The organism is Methylobacterium nodulans ORS 2060 (assembly GCF_000022085.1).
Classification (GTDB): Bacteria; Pseudomonadota; Alphaproteobacteria; order Rhizobiales; family Beijerinckiaceae; genus Methylobacterium; species Methylobacterium nodulans.
On the sequence record NC_011894.1, the window covers coordinates 6,843,965 to 6,859,110 of the forward strand.

Annotated in this window: 15 protein-coding genes; 10 read left to right on the forward strand and 5 right to left on the reverse strand. The window is 71.4% G+C overall.

The window, feature by feature from the left end; all coding sequences use genetic code 11:
- Window positions 1–20 precede the first annotated feature (20 nt).
- From MNOD_RS48410 to MNOD_RS31960, 3 genes are all read right to left on the reverse strand, one after another.
- Complete coding sequence (locus MNOD_RS48410; RefSeq protein WP_015933088.1) at window positions 21–185, reverse strand: hypothetical protein; 165 nt, start codon at window positions 183–185, stop codon at window positions 21–23.
- 154 nt (window positions 186–339) lie between these two features.
- Window positions 340–780, reverse strand: a complete 441-nt coding sequence (locus MNOD_RS31955) for a protein-tyrosine phosphatase family protein (protein WP_015933089.1) — start codon at window positions 778–780, stop codon at window positions 340–342.
- A 133-nt stretch (window positions 781–913) separates the two neighbouring features.
- Window positions 914–2,785: an ABC-F family ATP-binding cassette domain-containing protein gene (locus MNOD_RS31960; protein ID WP_015933090.1), complete on the reverse strand. Its 1,872-nt coding sequence runs from the start codon at window positions 2,783–2,785 to the stop codon at window positions 914–916.
- A gap of 148 nt (window positions 2,786–2,933) precedes the next feature.
- On the opposite strand from MNOD_RS31960, the gene MNOD_RS31965 reads away from it, so the two are divergent.
- Window positions 2,934–4,304 carry a nucleotide sugar dehydrogenase gene (locus tag MNOD_RS31965; protein ID WP_015933091.1) on the forward strand — a complete coding sequence of 457 codons (1,371 nt, stop codon included), beginning with the start codon at window positions 2,934–2,936 and terminating at the stop codon, window positions 4,302–4,304.
- Between the two features lie 99 nt (window positions 4,305–4,403).
- Window positions 4,404–5,366: a DMT family transporter gene (locus tag MNOD_RS31970; protein WP_015933092.1), complete on the forward strand. Its 963-nt coding sequence runs from the start codon at window positions 4,404–4,406 to the stop codon at window positions 5,364–5,366.
- Between the two features lie 377 nt (window positions 5,367–5,743).
- Here MNOD_RS31970 and MNOD_RS31975 read toward each other — a convergent pair whose 3' ends face one another.
- Window positions 5,744–6,460, reverse strand: coding sequence for an MgtC/SapB family protein (locus MNOD_RS31975; protein ID WP_015933093.1), 717 nt, complete (start codon window positions 6,458–6,460; stop codon window positions 5,744–5,746).
- A gap of 189 nt (window positions 6,461–6,649) precedes the next feature.
- Here MNOD_RS31975 and MNOD_RS31980 point away from each other — a divergent pair, with 189 nt between their 5' ends.
- The gene (locus tag MNOD_RS31980; RefSeq protein WP_015933094.1) at window positions 6,650–7,336 is read left to right on the forward strand and encodes a Crp/Fnr family transcriptional regulator; all 687 of its coding nucleotides are present in this window, start codon (window positions 6,650–6,652) and stop codon (window positions 7,334–7,336) included.
- 19 nt (window positions 7,337–7,355) lie between these two features.
- Here MNOD_RS31980 and MNOD_RS31985 read toward each other — a convergent pair whose 3' ends face one another.
- Entirely contained in the window at window positions 7,356–7,985 is a 630-nt protein-coding gene (locus MNOD_RS31985) for a TetR/AcrR family transcriptional regulator (RefSeq protein WP_083786703.1), read from the reverse strand.
- Window positions 7,986–8,122: 137 nt separating this feature from the next.
- Between MNOD_RS31985 and MNOD_RS31990 the strand changes: the two genes are divergently transcribed.
- The 7 genes from MNOD_RS31990 to MNOD_RS32020 all read left to right on the forward strand — a co-directional run bounded on the left by MNOD_RS31990 (window position 8,123) and on the right by MNOD_RS32020 (window position 15,090).
- Window positions 8,123–9,304 (forward strand): HlyD family secretion protein, encoded by a 1,182-nt coding sequence (locus tag MNOD_RS31990; protein ID WP_015933096.1) that lies wholly within the window; start codon window positions 8,123–8,125, stop codon window positions 9,302–9,304.
- 62 nt (window positions 9,305–9,366) lie between these two features.
- Window positions 9,367–10,878, forward strand: a complete 1,512-nt coding sequence (locus MNOD_RS31995) for a DHA2 family efflux MFS transporter permease subunit (RefSeq protein WP_244424828.1) — start codon at window positions 9,367–9,369, stop codon at window positions 10,876–10,878.
- Window positions 10,879–11,196: 318 nt separating this feature from the next.
- Window positions 11,197–11,580 carry a hypothetical protein gene (locus MNOD_RS32000; RefSeq protein WP_015933098.1) on the forward strand — a complete coding sequence of 128 codons (384 nt, stop codon included), beginning with the start codon at window positions 11,197–11,199 and terminating at the stop codon, window positions 11,578–11,580.
- A 296-nt stretch (window positions 11,581–11,876) separates the two neighbouring features.
- Window positions 11,877–12,197 carry a GYD domain-containing protein gene (locus MNOD_RS32005; protein ID WP_015933099.1) on the forward strand — a complete coding sequence of 107 codons (321 nt, stop codon included), beginning with the start codon at window positions 11,877–11,879 and terminating at the stop codon, window positions 12,195–12,197.
- A gap of 99 nt (window positions 12,198–12,296) precedes the next feature.
- On the forward strand, window positions 12,297–13,388 hold the full coding sequence (locus MNOD_RS32010; protein ID WP_015933100.1) for an ABC transporter ATP-binding protein: 1,092 nt from the start codon (window positions 12,297–12,299) through the stop codon (window positions 13,386–13,388).
- Window positions 13,388–14,311: an ABC transporter permease subunit gene (locus tag MNOD_RS32015; RefSeq protein ID WP_015933101.1), complete on the forward strand. Its 924-nt coding sequence runs from the start codon at window positions 13,388–13,390 to the stop codon at window positions 14,309–14,311. Before MNOD_RS32010 ends, MNOD_RS32015 begins: the two co-directional genes overlap by 1 nt.
- A complete protein-coding gene (locus MNOD_RS32020) occupies window positions 14,308–15,090 on the forward strand; it encodes an ABC transporter permease (RefSeq protein WP_015933102.1) in 783 nt (260 codons plus the stop codon). Before MNOD_RS32015 ends, MNOD_RS32020 begins: the two co-directional genes overlap by 4 nt.
- The last annotated feature ends 56 nt before the right edge of the window (window positions 15,091–15,146 follow it).

Genomic DNA, 15,146 nt, shown 5'->3' on the forward strand with positions numbered 1-15,146 from the left:
CCCAGGGCGCCGGAGAGGAGTCAGCCGGTCACCTTTCCGACCACGCTGCCGACCGCCTCGCGGGCCGTGTCGGCGGCCTTGGCGGCCATCTCGGACAGGGTCTTGGTGACCGGCTTGCCCTCCGGCTTCGGCTTGCGGGATTTCGGCTTCTTCCAGGACGGCCGTTGCCGGGCCTTCGTCGCCATGATGCGTCTCCTCCGGTTGAGCAACCGGAAGTAGCGGAGCCGGGCGATCCGGCGAGCCCGTCGACGCTCGCTGTCGAGATCGGCCGTCGCCGCCTCGGGGGGCAGCGGTCGCCCGCAGTGGCGCCGCGCTCCCGCCCGTGAGGGCGGGCTCTTGCTACCCGCGCGGGATGCGTCCCGCCGAGCACAAGGTGCGGACCGCGCCGCGCGGGTCGCGGTAGCAGCTCGCCTGCCAGCCGTTCTGGCGGACGACGCCGCCGTTCGGACGATTCTGCGCCTGCGCGAAGGCGCTGCGGAAGGCGGCGTTCAGCGTCTCGGGGCTCTCGCCGATGGCGAGCGCCGCGGCCCGGCTGATCGCCTCGAAATAGGCCGGCGAGGGGCTGGGCTCGCCCGAGCGCGCCGCCACGATCGGGTCGGCCCGGCAGGTGACGTCGAGCGAGAGGCCGCCCGGCCCCCGGAAGTCGATGCCCGGCCCCTCCCGGTGGGCGATGCGCAGGCCGGTCGTCGCTGCAATCCGGGCGGCGAGCGCCTCGCAATCCTCGGCCCGCGCGGCCGTCAGCCCGAGGAGGAACAGGAGGGTGGCGCGGGGCAGGATCATCGGGCGGTCACCGGAATGTGGGATCCGAGATGTCCCGCGGCGCGCCCGTTTGCGCAAGCCCGTCCGCCCGGCCCGTTCCGGCAGGCGCACGGGGTCGGAACGGCGTTCCGACGAGCGACGCGCGAAAGACCTGTTACGCCTCGGCCGCCTCCATCTCGCTGCTGAGGGCGAGCCAGTCCTCCTCGGCGGCGCCGAGCGCGGTCGCGGCCTCGGCGCGCATCCGGGCAAGGTCGCCGGCCTTGGCCGGATCGGTGCGGAAGGCGGTGCCGTCCTCGAGCGCCGCGTCGATCTTGGCGATGGCGTCCGAGAGCTTGGCCATCCGCGCCTCGATCGCATCCAGCCGCTTGCGCAGCGGCGCCAGCGCGGCGCGCCGCTCGGCATTGCTGCGCCGCTCGACCGCCTTGGCCCCACCCGTGGCCTCGCTGGTTCGCGGCGTCTCGGGCTCCGGACCGGCGAGCACGATTCGGCGGTAATCGTCCATGTCGCCGTCGAAGGGCTTCACGCTGCCGTTCGACACCAGCCAGAGCCGGTCGGCGCAGGCTTCGACCAGGAAGCGGTCGTGGCTCACCAGGATCACCGCGCCCTCGTAGTCGTTGATCGCCTCCACCAGGGCCTGCCGGCTCTCGATGTCGAGGTGGTTGGTCGGCTCGTCGAGGATGAGGAGGTGAGGCCCCGAGAAGGCCGAAAGCCCCATCAGCAGCCGGGCCTTCTCGCCGCCCGAGAGCTGCGCCACCGGCGTATCGGCCTTCTGCCCCGGGAAGCCGAGCCGGGCGGCGGCGGCCCGCACCCGGGATTCGGGGGCGTCCGGCATCAGGTCGCGCACATGCGCATAGGCGCTCTCGGCCGGGCGCAGCTCGTCGAGCTGATGCTGGGCGAAATAGGCCACCTCCAGCTTGGTGGAGCGGCGCAGCTCGCCCGAGAGGGGTGGCAGGCGCCCGCCGATCAGCTTGCAGAAGGTCGACTTGCCGTTGCCGTTGGCGCCGAGCAGCGCCACGCGGTCGTCGGGGGCGAGGGTGAGATTGAGGCCCGACAGAATCGTGCGGTCGCCGTAGCCCGCCGTCACGCGCTCCATGGCGACGAGGGGCGGGGAGAGCGGCCGGGGCGGGCTCGGCAGGTGGATGACCGGCGCCTCGTCCTCGATGAGGGCGGCGATCGGCTCCATCTTGGCGAGGCGCTTCATGCGCGACTGGGCCTGCCGCGCCTTGGTGGCCTTGGCCTTGAAGCGGTCGATGAAGCTCTGCAGGTGGGCGCGCTCCGCCTCCTGCTTGGCCCGGGCCTTGGCCTGGAGCATGCGCTTCTCGGCGAGCTGGCGCGCGAAGGAGGTGTAGCCGCCCCGGTAGAGGGTGAGCTGGCCGCGGTCGAGGTGGAGGATGTGGTCCACGCTCGTGTCGAGCAGGTCGCGGTCGTGGCTGATGATGATCGCGGTGCGCGGATAGCGCTCCAGGTAGTCGTACAGCCAGAGGGTGCCCTCGATGTCGAGGTAGTTGGTCGGCTCGTCGAGGAGGAGCAGGTCGGGCTGCGAGAACAGCACCGCCGCGAGCGCGACGCGCATGCGCCAGCCGCCCGAGAAGGCCGAGCAGGGCCGGGCCTGCGCCGCCGCGTCGAAGCCGAGGCCGTGCAGGATCGCGGCGGCGCGCGCCGGGGCCGAATGGGCATCGATGTCGATGAGCCGGGTCTCGATCTCGGCCCGGCGCAGGCCGTCGGCGGTCTCGGCCTCCTTCAGCAGGCGGCTACGCTCGGTATCGGCGGCGAGCACCACCTCGTGCAGGGTCTCGGGGCCGGCCGGCGCCTCCTGGGCCACGCCGCCGATGCGGGCGCCCTTCGGCAGGAAGACCGTGCCGCCCTCGGTGGCGATCTCGCCCTGGATCAGCCGGAACAGGGTGGTCTTGCCCGCCCCGTTGCGCCCGACCAGCCCGACCCGCGCGCGGTCGGGAATGGCAAAGCCGGCGCGGTCGAGGATCAGGCGGTCGCCGATCCGGTAGGTGAGGTCGTTGACGCGGAGCATGGCCGGTCTTGTGGGGGGCCGGATCCCGGGAGGCAAGAGGCGCAGCGCGCGGCGCAGCCGCTCCGTCGCGATCAGCGGGGCGGCCTTCACGTTTGACAGCCGCCCCCGTGCCCGCTCAAGACCGCGGCGGAAGCGGAGCGCTTGCGGCATGGGGCAGGGCATGGGGCAGGGGACCGAAACCCCACCGATCGAGTCTTGCGAGGCCGGGCTTGCGGAAAAACTCGCCGCGCGCCGGGCGCGGATCGGCATCGTCGGCCTCGGCTATGTGGGGCTTCCCCTGGCGCTCGCCGCCCTGCGGGCGGGGTTTCCGGTGCTCGGCTTCGACACCAACCCGGAGCGGGTCGCGGCGCTCAACCGCGGGGCGGGGACGTTCCACCACATCCCGGGCGAGGCGCTGGCCGAGGCCCTGCGCACGGGCACCTTCGCGGCGACCGGCGACATGGCGCGCCTCGCCGAGCCCGACGCGGTGCTGATCTGCGTGCCGACGCCGCTCACCCGCCACCGCGAGCCCGACCTCTCCTATGTCGAGGCGACCGCGCGGGCCATCGCGGCGGCGCTGCGGCCCGGCCAGCTCGTCGTGCTCGAATCCACCACCTATCCGGGCACCACTGCGGAGGTGATGCGGCCGATCCTGGAGGCCGGCGGCCTCGCAGTCGGCGCCGACGTCTTCCTGGCCTACTCGCCCGAGCGCGAGGATCCGGGCAACGCCGCCTTCTCCACGGCTGAGATCCCGAAGGTGGTGGGGGCGGACGATCCCGCCTCGCGGCGCCTCGCGAGCGCCCTCTACGGCGCCCTGACCATCGCCACCGTGCCGGTCTCCACCGCGGCGACCGCGGAGGCGGTCAAGCTCACCGAGAACATTTTTCGGTCGGTCAACATCGCGCTCGTGAACGAGCTGAAGCTCGTCTACGACGCCATGGGCATCGACGTCTGGGAGGTGATCCAGGCCGCCTCCACCAAGCCCTTCGGCTTCATGCCGTTCTATCCGGGGCCGGGGCTCGGGGGGCACTGCATCCCGATCGACCCGTTCTACCTGGCCTGGAAGGCGCGGGAATTCGACGTGCCGGCCCGCTTCATCGAACTCGCGGGCGAGGTGAACACCCGCATGCCCTACCATGTGGTCGAGCGGCTCGCCGCTTCCGTCGACCGGACCGGACGGCCCTTCTCGGGCTCCCGCATCCTCGTGCTCGGCCTCGCCTACAAGCGCAACATCGACGATACCCGGGAGAGCCCGTCGCTGCGCCTGATGCGGCTCATCGAGGCGCGGGGCGCCAGAGCCCTCTACCACGACCCCCTGGTGCCCGTGCTGCCGCCGACCCGCGAGCATCCGGAACTCGCCGGGCGCGGCTCGGAGCCGCTGACGGCGGAGACGCTCGCCGGGGTGGACGCGGTGCTGATCGCCACGGACCACGACGGCGTCGATTACGCGCTCGTGGCCGCGCATGCGCGCCTCGTCGTCGACACCCGCAACGTCATGGCGCGGCACGGGCTCGGCGGGCCCGGGATCCTGAAGGCGTAGGGGGCTCCGGCTCGCGGGTCCCTCGGATTGCGGCGCAAGAAACGGGTCGCGCGATCCCCGGGTGGATCGCATGAGGGAGGGCCGCGAAGGAGCCCCGCCATGCCGCCCGCCGTGAACCGCCCCATGACCGCCTCCGAATGGGGCCTGCTGCTCTGCCTCTCGCTGCTCTGGGGCGGCTCCTTCTTCTTCACCGGCGTCGCACTCCAGGCGCTGCCGCCCCTCACGCTCGTGGTGCTGCGGGTCGGGCTCGCCGCGATCATCCTGAACATCGTCGTGGTCGCGCTCGGCTGGCGCATGCCCCGCGACCGGCGGATCTGGCGCGCTTTCCTCGGCATGGGGCTCCTCAACAACGCCATCCCGTTCTGCCTCATCGTCTGGGGGCAGACGCAGATCGCCTCCGGCCTGGCCGCGATCCTGAACGCCACGACGCCGCTCTGGACCGTCGTCGTCGCGCATCTCCTGACCCCCGACGAGGCCATGACCGGCCGCAGGCTCGCCGGGGTCCTGCTCGGCCTTGCCGGCGTCGCCGTGATGGTCGGCCCCGCGGTGCTCGGCGGGCTCGGGGCCGACGCGCTCGCGCAGGCCGCCGTGCTGGCCGCGGCCTTGTCCTACGCCTTCGCGAGCATCTATGGCCGCCGCTTCGGGCACATGGGCGTGCCGCCCCTCGTCACCGCGGCGGGCCAGGTGACGGCCTCCACGCTCATGCTCGGGCCGCTCGCGCTCGTTGTCGACCACCCCTGGACGCTGCCGGCGCCGGGGCTGGCGGCCTCAGGGGCCGTGCTCGGCATCGCGGCGCTCTCGACCGCGCTCGCCTACGTGCTCTACTTCCGTCTCCTGGCGAGTGCCGGGGCGACGAATCTCGTCCTCGTCACCTTCCTGATCCCGGTCTCGGCGATCGCCCTCGGGGTGCTGGTCCTGGGTGAGCGTCTTGCACCGCGGCACTTTGCGGGCATGGCGCTGATCGGGGCCGGCCTCGCCTGCATCGACGGGCGCCTCCTCGGCCGCTTCCGGTCCCCGCACGCGCCCGCACCGGGCGGGATCGCCCGCGAGCACGACGGATGATCCGGTCTGCGAAGGATCCGTTCGCAGACCATCGGCTCGCCCGGCCTGCTGTCGCCCGCTCTCCCTTTCCCGGGCGCATGCAGCGCCAGCGGAATGCGACCCGGGATCCAGCACGAGACCTTGCCGCGCAGCGGCTCCGCCTTTCAGCACCGTTGCGGAGAGCGGTCGCTTCGCGGCAGCTCACCGTGCTGGTTCCCGGATCTCCTTCCGCTGGCGCTGCACTCGTCCGGGAAAGAAAGAGGGAGCGGAAAGGGGCGGAGAACCGTCCGCCTGAGCGAAGCCGACAGCCACATGGCGAAGCCATCCATCGCGATCGGAAGCCGTATGAGGACATCGGACCGCAGCGAAGCCCCTCCGGCGATGGAGCGCGCCCGGCTCTAATCCACCGTCCGCGCCGCCCAGGTGGCGTGGCGCACGCCCGGGGCGCGCTCCAGGCCCGTGACCACCGCGTCGAGCTCGCCGGGTTCGACCGCCGTGCTCACCAGCGTCGCCACGAGCTCGATCTCGCCCTCGGCGGGCTCCTCCACGGCGATGTCGCTCACCGGGTAGTTGGCGGCCTCGAGCTGCTCCGTGAGCAGGTCGCGCGTGCGGCCGAGCTGCTCGCCGGCGGTGGTCAGGCGCACCTCGTAGGTCGCCTCGGTCGCCCGCTCGTCGATCGGGATGCGGTTGATCGCATTCACCAGGGGGCGCAGCAGCGTGTTGCCGGCCAGCACGGCCAGGGCCACCAACGCTGCCTCCCCGACAAGATCCGCCCCCGCGAAGGCGCCGACCGCCGCCGAGCCCCACAGCGTCGCCGCCGTGTTGAGGCCGCGCACGTTCATGCCCTCCTTCATGATCACGCCGGCGCCGAGGAAGCCGACCCCCGAGACCACGTAGGCGGTGACGCGAACGCCGCCATCCTGGCCGCTGAGGCGCATGCCGAGATCCACGAAGGCGGCGGCGCCGACGGCGACCAGGACCGTGGTGCGCAGGCCCGCCGTGCGCTGCCGGTACTGCCGCTCGGCCCCGATCAAGGTGCCGGGCAGGAAGGCGACCAGCAGGCTGAGGGCGGAATCGAGGAAGGCCCCGGGCTGGAAGGCCTGAAAAGCCGCCATGCCGATCATCCCATCGTCGAGAAGGCCGGCGGCTCTTATCGCGGACCACGCCCTTGCGGAAGGCGCCCGGCACGACTGTCGCATCCCCCTGAGCGGCCCGCCGGCCTGCCCTCAAAGTTATCCCCAACCCTGGCAAGACCGGCCGCATCGTGGCAAGAACGATCGTCGCGTGCGGGCGGGGGCGTCGCCATGGGTCGTCTGGGGGTTTTTCCGTTCTTCAAGGAGGCGGGGATTGATCTCGCCCCCTACGAGACCCGCTGCATCTGGAGACGTTTCGAGCCGAACGAGGTGCTGGTCGATTTCGACGACGCCTCGACCGACGTCTACTTCCTGGCTGCGGGCGAGGTGCGCATCCTCAACCGGACGCAGTCGGGCAAGGAGGTGATCCTGGGGGAGATGCGCGGCGGCGAGTTCTTCGGCGAGCTCGCGGCGATCGACGGGGTCAGCCGCTCGGCCAATGTCACGGCGCTCACCCGCGGCGAGCTCTGCGTCGTGCCGGCCCCCGTCTTCCGCCAGATCGTCTTCGCGGCCCCGCCCATCGCCGACCGCTTGCTGCGGCTCCTCGCCAAGCGCGTCCGCGCCCTCAACGGCCGCCTGATGGAGCACGCGGTGCTCGATCTGCGCCACCGCCTCTACGCGGAACTGCTGCGCCTCTCCTCGCCGCGGGCGGGGTCGGATGGCGAGCGCGTCGTCACCCCGCCGCCCTACCACCACGTGCTCGCCGCCCGCATCGGCTGCCGCCGCGAGCAGGTGACGCGGGAATTCACCGTGATGGCCCAGGAGGGCCTCGTCGATCGCACCCGCGGCGCGCTGATCCTGCGCCGGCCGGACCTGCTGGAGGCGCGCGTCGCGGAGGCGCTGCGGGAGGACGGCTGAGGCTCGGGGCTGCAGGCGCTCAGGTTTCCGGCCCGTAGGCCGCGAAGAACACCCGCACCGCCTCGCCCACCAGATAGGACTTCTCGGCCGCGGTCGGCGGATCGCCCACCGCGAAGAGCAGGCGGCGCAGGGTGCCGCCCGCGCAGAGGTCGAGGAAGTGGCGCGCGGCAAGCGCCGTGTCGGCCGGGCGCAGGCGCCCCGCCGCCACCTGGGCGTCGAGATAGACCCGCAGCCGCTCGGCCCCCTGCACCGGGCCGGCCTCGTAGAAGGCCCGACCGAAGCGCGGGAATTTCTCGGACGCGCCGATCACCATGCGCACCGCCGCAACGTGGTCCGGCCGGCACATCTCGTCGACGAAGGTGAGGCCGAGGCGCCGCAGCACCGCCGGGACGTCCGGGTCGTCGTGGTCGAGCCGGAAGAGATTCTCGGCGAGCGTCCGCTTCTCCTCCAGGGTCAGCGCCTCGAACAGCGCCTCCTTGCTGTCGAAGTAGACGTAGAGCGTGCCCTTCGAGACCCCGGCCGCCTTGGCGATGCCGCCCATGCTCGCCCCGTCGAAGCCGCAGGCGAGGAAGACCTCGCGGGCGCCGTCGAGGATCTGCCGGCGCTTGTCGCTCTCGGACGCGTCGAGGGTGGTGGAACCGCTTGCCATGCCGAAAACCATCCCGTCGATCGACGGGCCGGTCAAGCGGGCCCCTCGCCGCTCTGCATTGACCGAACCGTTCGGTCAATCTATATCGGGGGCCGTCGGCGCGGGTCAACCGCGCCCGGACGACGGGACTTCCAGCCATGGCCTTTCGGGACGAATACGCGCAGGGACGGGCCACCGCGCCGGACGAGGCAGAGGCCGCGCCCACCCGGCCGCGCCGCCGGGTGCGCCGGGTCGTGCTGCCGCTGGTGCTCCTCGCGAGCCTTGGCGCAGGCGGCTATGCGGGGTACGACTGGTACACGACCGGCCGCTTCTTCGTCTCGACGGACGACGCCTACGTGCAGGCCGACATCGCGACGCTCGCCGCCAAGGTCTCGGGCTATCTCGACGCCGTCCCGGTGGTGAACGGGCAGGCGGTCAAGGCGGGCGAGGTGATCGCGCGCATCGACGACGGGGATTATCGCCTCGCGCTCAAGGCCGCCGAGGACAAGCTCGCCACCCAGCGGAGCACGATCGCCCGCATCGCCCGGCAGGTCGAGGCGGCGCGGGCCCAGGTGGCGCAGGGCGAGGCCCAGATCGACGCGGCCCGCGCCGACAGCGTGCGCGCGGCGGCCGATTACCAGCGCCAGATGCAGCTCGCCCAGTCCGAATTCGCCGCCCGCGCGCGGCTGGAGCAGGCCCGGGCCGACCGGGACCGCTCGGAGGCCAACGTCAAGGCCGCGGAAGCCCAGCTCCTCGCCGCCAAGGCCAATGTGGCGGTGCTGGAGGCGCAGGCAAAGGAGGCCGAGAGCCTCGCGGCCGAGCTCGGGACGGCCGCGGACCGCGCCGCGCGCGACCTCTCCTTCACGGTGCTGCGGGCGCCCTTCGACGGGGTGATCGGCAACAAGGCCGTGGAGGCGGGCGCCTACGTCGCCCCGGGCTCGCGCATCGCCGCCCTGGTGCCGCTGGAGAGCGTGCGGGTCGATGCGAATTTCAAGGAGACCCAGCTCGCCCGCATGCGGGTCGGCCAGCCGGTGCATATCCGGGTCGATGCCTGGCCCGACCGCGACATCCTGGGCACGGTCGAGAGCCTGTCGCCGGCTTCGGGCTCCGTCTTCAGCCTGCTGCCGCCCGACAATGCCACGGGCAACTTCACCAAGATCGTTCAGCGCCTGCCCGTGCGGGTGCGGGTGCCCGCGGAGGTCGCCCGCGAGGGCCTGCTGCGCCCCGGCCTTTCGGTGGTGGCGCGGGTCGACACCCGCGGCCTACCCGGGGACGCGACGCCGGACCGGCGCCTGATCTCGGGCGCGGCCCCGGTGCGGACCGCAGGCGTCGCGGAGTAGGGGCCGTGGCCGCCGCCCTCGCGGTCCCGGCCGCCGCCGAGCCGCCCCTGGATCGCCGCCGCATGGTGGCGTTCGTCTGCATGGTGTTCGGGATGTTCATGGCGATCCTGGACATCCAGATCGTCTCGGCCTCGCTCGCCGAGATCCAGGCCGGCCTCTCGGCCTCCGCCGACGAGATCCCCTGGGTGCAGACGAGCTACCTCATCGCCGAGGTGATCTCGATCCCGCTCTCGGGGATGCTCTCGCGGGTGCTCTCGACTCGCTGGATGTTCGTGGCCTCGGCGGGCGGCTTCACGCTGATGAGCCTGATGTGCGCCACCTCCTCGTCGATCGGCGAGATGATCCTGTGGCGCGCCCTCCAGGGCTTCATCGGCGGCGGCATGATCCCGACCGTCTTCGCCTCGGCCTTCACGATCTTCCCGCCCTCGAAGCGCACCATCGTGTCGCCGATGATCGGCCTCGTGGCGACGCTCGCGCCCACGATCGGCCCGACCGTCGGCGGCTATCTCACCGACCTCTTCGACTGGCACTGGCTCTTCCTCGTCAACATCGTGCCGGGCCTGTTCGTCACGGTCTCGACCTGGGCCCTGGTCGATTTCGACCAGCCGAACCTCGCCCTGCTCAAGCGATTCGACTGGGCCGGCCTCGTCCTCATGGCGGGATTCCTGGGCTGCCTCGAATACGTGCTGGAGGAGGGACCGCTGCACGACTGGTTCCAGGAGGAGGCGGTGTTCGTGGCGGCGATCGTCTGCGCGGTATCGGGGGTCGCCTTCTTCTGGCGGGCCTTCACGGCCGAGCAGCCGATCGTGGACCTGCGCGCCTTCGCGGACCGCAACTTCGCGGGCGGCTGCGTCTTCAGCTTCGTGCTCGGCATCGGCCTCTACGGGCTGACCTACCTCTACCCGGTCTATCTCGGGCGCGTGCGCGGCTACTCGGCGCTGCAGATCGGCGAGACGATGTTCGTCTCGGGCCTCTGCATGTTCGCCACCGCTCCGATCGCCGGCCGGCTCTCGGGACGGGTCGACCCGCGCATCCTGATGGCCGTCGGATTCACGGGCTTCGCGGCCGGCACCTTCATCGTCACCGGGCTCACCAAGGACTGGGACTTCTGGGAGCTGCTCTGGCCGCAGGTGCTGCGCGGCTGCTCGCTCATGCTGTGCATGATCCCGATCAACAACATCGCCCTCGGCACGCTGCCGCCGGCCCGGATGAAGAACGCCTCGGGCCTGTACAACCTGACCCGCAATCTCGGCGGCGCGGTCGGCCTCGCGCTCATCAACACGGCGCTGAACGACCGCTGGGACCTGCATCTCGCCCGTCTGCACGAGCGCTTCACCTGGACGAACCCGATGGTGCTGGAGCGCCTCGACGCCATGGCCCGCGGCTTCGCGGGGCTCGCGGGCGATCCCGACCGGATGGCGCTCAAGGCCATGATGGGCACGGTGCGCATCCAGGGCCTGCTGATGAGCTTCTCCGACGTTTTCCTGATGCTCACCGCGCTGTTCCTGGCGATGGCCTGCGCGACGCCGCTGATCCGCCGGCCGCGGCCGGGCGCCGGGGGCGGCGGGCACTAGACCTCTGGTTCTGCCGCATCATCTGCGACGAACCGGCATTCCAGTCGTCGGAGACATGCTCTCAAAGTCGGGAAGGGCGTCTCTCTCCGCGCGGGAGCGCGGGAGAGAGACGCCAAGTCGCGACACGTCTCGGGAGGAGAGTGCGGACTCCGCGGTGATCGAGGATAACCGGCGCGGAATCGTCGCGTGTCACCCATCGAATACGCTCGTCCAGGTTGACTGGACAAGATAGAGCCGCCCCCCACCTTGGTCCGAGACTTGGCGTCTCCGGGGTTGCGCGTGGCGGCACAGAGACGCGATGCGGAAGGGGCGAAGCCCATGCGCAGGACCCTGCCGGCCTTTACGCTGCTCGTGCTGAGCGCTGCGCTCGTCCTGGGCGCCGCAGAGGGGCGGGCCCAGTCCGTGGTGGACCGTTCGGGCGAGCGCATCCCGCGCGACGAACTCGCGATGATCCTGCGAAACCTCAACAGCGAATCGAACGAGCCCTCCGCCATCCGCATCCGGAACCTGCGGCGCATCGAAGGCCCGCCGGTCATCCTGTGCGGCGAAATCAGTGTCGGAAGCGCCCTCGGCGTGAGGACGGAGTTCAGGACCTTCTCCGCGGTGCCGGAGCAGCAGATCGTCTTCTCGCCCTACGACGTATCGGGCGATCACATCGGGATCTTCGATTCGATCATCGCTGCGCATTGCGGCGGCAGATAGCCCGCAGGCGAGTGCTCCGCGAAACGAACGGGACGACGTGCCGGGCGGCGGACTGATACTAACGATCATTGGGAATGACCGTTGGTTCCGCTCTCGAATTGTCGCCAAGCCTTTGGCTTGGTGTCGAAAATTCGAGATGGGTCAACGGCCCGATGCGTCCGCATCTTGGGCCGTTGGTATTTGGTATGATGCAAGCGGAGGCTAAAGCTCCGGCGACGACGGCACGAAAGCATTCGACTTCATGCGCGCCTGATGTACCATTGCGCTTTGGTCACCCTCTGATCCGGAGGCTTGCGATGACCACCTACATCGTGCTGGCAAACTGGACCGATCAAGGCGCGCGCTCGGTCCAGAATTCGCCGCAGCGGCTCGACGCGGCCAAGAAGATGCTCGCGGAGATGGGCGGACATTTCCAGCATTTCTTCCTGGTGATGGGCCGGTACGACTTCATCGCGATCTACGAAGCGCCGGACGACGCGGTGGCGGCGCGGTTCAGCCTGCAGCTCGGCATGCTGGGCAATCTACGCTCCCAGACCCTGAAGGCGTTCCCGGAGGCCGCCTACCGGCAGATCGTGCAGTCCCTCAGCTACGAGGAGCCCCCGCGCTGGCGGGCCTGAGGCGGCGGAGGAGGGTCCGCATGGACAGCTTGACGGACGAGCAGGATCTTGCCTGTAAGGGGGCGACCCGCTTCCGGCTTTGATAGATTCGCTCTGATCTTGCAGCCCGCCTCAGCCGCTTCCTCGCCGTCGCCCCACCATCTGCGTTTCGAGGGGGTGACGAAGCTATTCGGTGCAGCTCCGGCCGTCGACGACGTGACCCTCGATCTCGCGGCCGGGGAGTTCTTCTGCCTGCTCGGCCCGTCGGGCTGCGGCAAGTCCACGCTGCTGCGGATGCTGGCCGGCTTCGAGGAGCCGACGCGCGGGCGCATCTTCCTCGACGGACGGGATCTCGCCGGGGTGCCGCCGCACCGCCGGCCCGTGAACATGATGTTCCAGTCCTACGCGCTCTTCCCGCACATGAGCGTCGCGGACAACATCGCGTATGGGCTGCGCCGGGAGGGGCTGCCGAAACAGGAGATCGCCGCGCGGGTCGCCGCGATGCTGCGTCTCGTGCAACTCGAGGGCTTCGCGGCGCGCCGGCCCGACCGGCTCTCGGGCGGGCAGCGCCAGCGGGTGGCGCTCGCCCGGGCCCTCGCCAAGCGGCCCCGGGTGCTCCTCCTCGACGAGCCGCTCGGCGCCCTCGACCGCACCTTGCGGGAGGCGACCCAGGGCGAGCTGCGGGGGATCCAGCGCCAGCTCGGCACCACCTTCGTGGTGGTCACCCACGACCCGGCCGAGGCGATGGTGCTGGCCGACCGGATCGGCGTGATGGATCGGGGACGCCTGATCCAGGTCGGGCCCGCACCGACGCTCTACGAGCGCCCGGCGACCCGCTACGTGGCCGGCCTCCTCGGCGACGTGAACCTGATCGAGGGCCGCCTCGGCCCCGGCGGGGCCGGGGAGGCGCGCCGCCTCGACACGCCGCTGGGGCCGCTCGCCGGGACCGACCATCACGGCGCCGGAGCCGAGGGCGATGCGGCCGTGCTCGCGCTGCGGCCCGAGCGCGTGATCGTGCGGACGGACGGGGAGGGGCTCTCCGCCACCGTCGTCGATGCGGCCTATCTGGGCGAGAAGATCCTCTATCGGGCCCGGACGGCGGACGGGCGGGAATGGCGGGCCTCGGTGCCGGCCGGCGCCGCCCCGCTCGCGCCCGGCGCCGCCGTGCGGCTCGGCTTTCCGCCCGAGGCCGCCGCCCTGGTGCCCGCGTGATGGGGGCTGCCCGCATGCGCGTCGCCGAGCGCCTGCGCCGGCTCGCCCTGCCGGCCCTGCCCTTCGGCTGGCTCCTGCTGTTCTTCGGGCTGCCGTTCCTGATCGTCCTCAAGATCAGCCTGTCGGATCCCGCGACCGCGCTGCCGCCCTACACGCCGGTGCTGAACTGGGATGCGGGCGTCGCCGGCTGGTCCGATTTCCTGGCGGCCCTCGATTTCGAGAACTACCGCACGCTCGCCGCCGACCCACTCTACCTCGATGCGGCGCTCACCTCGCTCGGCATCGCGCTCGCCGCCACGCTGCTCCTCGCCCTCGTCGGCTATCCGATCGCCTACGGGATGGCGCGGGCGCCCAAGCGGCTGCAGCCGCTCCTCGTCGCCCTGATGGTGATCCCGTTCTGGACGAGCTTCCTGATCCGGGTCTATGCCTGGATCGCGATCCTGAAGGGGGATGGCCTCCTCAACAGCGTACTCCTGGGGCTCGGCCTGATCGCGCAGCCGCTCGCGATCCTGAACACCCCGGCGGCGATCCTGATCGGCATCGTCTATGCCTACCTGCCCTTCATGGTGCTGCCGCTCTACGCGGTGCTGGAGCGGCTCGACCGCGGCCTGATCGAGGCCGCCCGCGACCTCGGCGCCACGCGCCTGCGCGCCTTCCTCACCGTCACCCTGCCGCTCTCCGCGCCCGGCATCGTCGCGGGGGCGCTGCTCTGCTTCATCCCGATCATCGGCGAGTTCATCGTGCCCGACCTCCTCGGCGGCCCCGACACCCTGATGCTCGGCCGCGTCCTGTGGAGCGAGTTCTTCTCGAACCGCGACTGGCCGCTCGCCTCCGCGGTAGCGGTGCTGATGCTGCTGATCGTCGCCGGGCCGGTCGTGCTCTTCCGCGAGGCGGAGGCCCGCCAGATGGAGCGGCCCCGGTGAGCCCGCGCCTGCACCCGCTGGCGCTGGCGGCGCTGCTCCTCGGCTTCGCCTTCCTGTACGGGCCGATCCTGCTGCTCATCGTCTATTCCTTCAACGATTCGCGGCTGGTCACGGTCTGGGGCGGGTTCTCGACCCGCTGGTACGCCAACCTCGCGGCGGACGGGCCGCTCATCGAGGCGACGCTGACGACGCTGAAGGTCGCCTTCGCCTCGGCGAGCCTCGCCACAATGCTCGGCACGCTTGCGGCCCTCGCCCTCGACCGGCGCGGCGGCTTTCCCGGCCGCACCCTGTTCTCCGGCCTCCTCGTCGCCCCGATGGTGATGCCGGAGGTCATCATCGGGCTCTCCCTGCTGCTGCTGTTCGTGGCGCTCGGGATCGACCGGGGCCTCTGGACCATCGTGGCGGCGCACACGACCTTCACGCTCTGCTTCGTCACCGTGGTGGTGCAGGCGCGGCTGCGCGGCCTCGATCGCTCGCTGATCGAGGCCGCCGCCGATCTCGGCGCGCCGCCCGCCACGATCCTGCGCACCGTGACCCTGCCGCTGCTCCTGCCGGCCATCGTGGCGGGGTTCCTGCTCGCCTTCACGCTGTCGATGGACGATCTCGTGATCGCGAGCTTCGTCTCGGGCCCGGGCGCCACCACCCTGCCGATGCGTCTCTACAGCCAGGTGCGGCTCGGCGTGACGCCGCAGATCAACGCGATCTCGACGCTCCTCATCGCCACGGTGGCGGTGAGCGTGCTGATCGCCTCGCTGCTGACGGCGCGGCGCGGCGCCTGATCCGCCTGGCAGCGGAGGGCATGAGCTGGAAGGGACGCCCCCACGCAGAAACGCCC

Bases quoted from the DNA above. Each gene is read 5' to 3' on its own strand.
- MNOD_RS48410 (WP_015933088.1), bottom strand. From the start codon at position 185: ATGGCGACGAAGGCCCGGCAACGGCCGTCCTGGAAGAAGCCGAAATCC.
- MNOD_RS31955 (WP_015933089.1), bottom strand. From the start codon at position 780: ATGATCCTGCCCCGCGCCACCCTCCTGTTCCTCCTCGGGCTGACGGCC.
- MNOD_RS31960 (WP_015933090.1), bottom strand. From the start codon at position 2,785: ATGCTCCGCGTCAACGACCTCACCTACCGGATCGGCGACCGCCTGATC.
- MNOD_RS31965 (WP_015933091.1), top strand. From the start codon at position 2,934: ATGGGGCAGGGCATGGGGCAGGGGACCGAAACCCCACCGATCGAGTCT.
- MNOD_RS31970 (WP_015933092.1), top strand. From the start codon at position 4,404: ATGCCGCCCGCCGTGAACCGCCCCATGACCGCCTCCGAATGGGGCCTG.
- MNOD_RS31975 (WP_015933093.1), bottom strand. From the start codon at position 6,460: ATGGCGGCTTTTCAGGCCTTCCAGCCCGGGGCCTTCCTCGATTCCGCC.
- MNOD_RS31980 (WP_015933094.1), top strand. From the start codon at position 6,650: ATGGGTCGTCTGGGGGTTTTTCCGTTCTTCAAGGAGGCGGGGATTGAT.
- MNOD_RS31985 (WP_083786703.1), bottom strand. From the start codon at position 7,985: ATGGCAAGCGGTTCCACCACCCTCGACGCGTCCGAGAGCGACAAGCGC.
- MNOD_RS31990 (WP_015933096.1), top strand. From the start codon at position 8,123: ATGGCCTTTCGGGACGAATACGCGCAGGGACGGGCCACCGCGCCGGAC.
- MNOD_RS31995 (WP_244424828.1), top strand. From the start codon at position 9,367: ATGGTGGCGTTCGTCTGCATGGTGTTCGGGATGTTCATGGCGATCCTG.
- MNOD_RS32000 (WP_015933098.1), top strand. From the start codon at position 11,197: ATGCGCAGGACCCTGCCGGCCTTTACGCTGCTCGTGCTGAGCGCTGCG.
- MNOD_RS32005 (WP_015933099.1), top strand. From the start codon at position 11,877: ATGACCACCTACATCGTGCTGGCAAACTGGACCGATCAAGGCGCGCGC.
- MNOD_RS32015 (WP_015933101.1), top strand. From the start codon at position 13,388: ATGGGGGCTGCCCGCATGCGCGTCGCCGAGCGCCTGCGCCGGCTCGCC.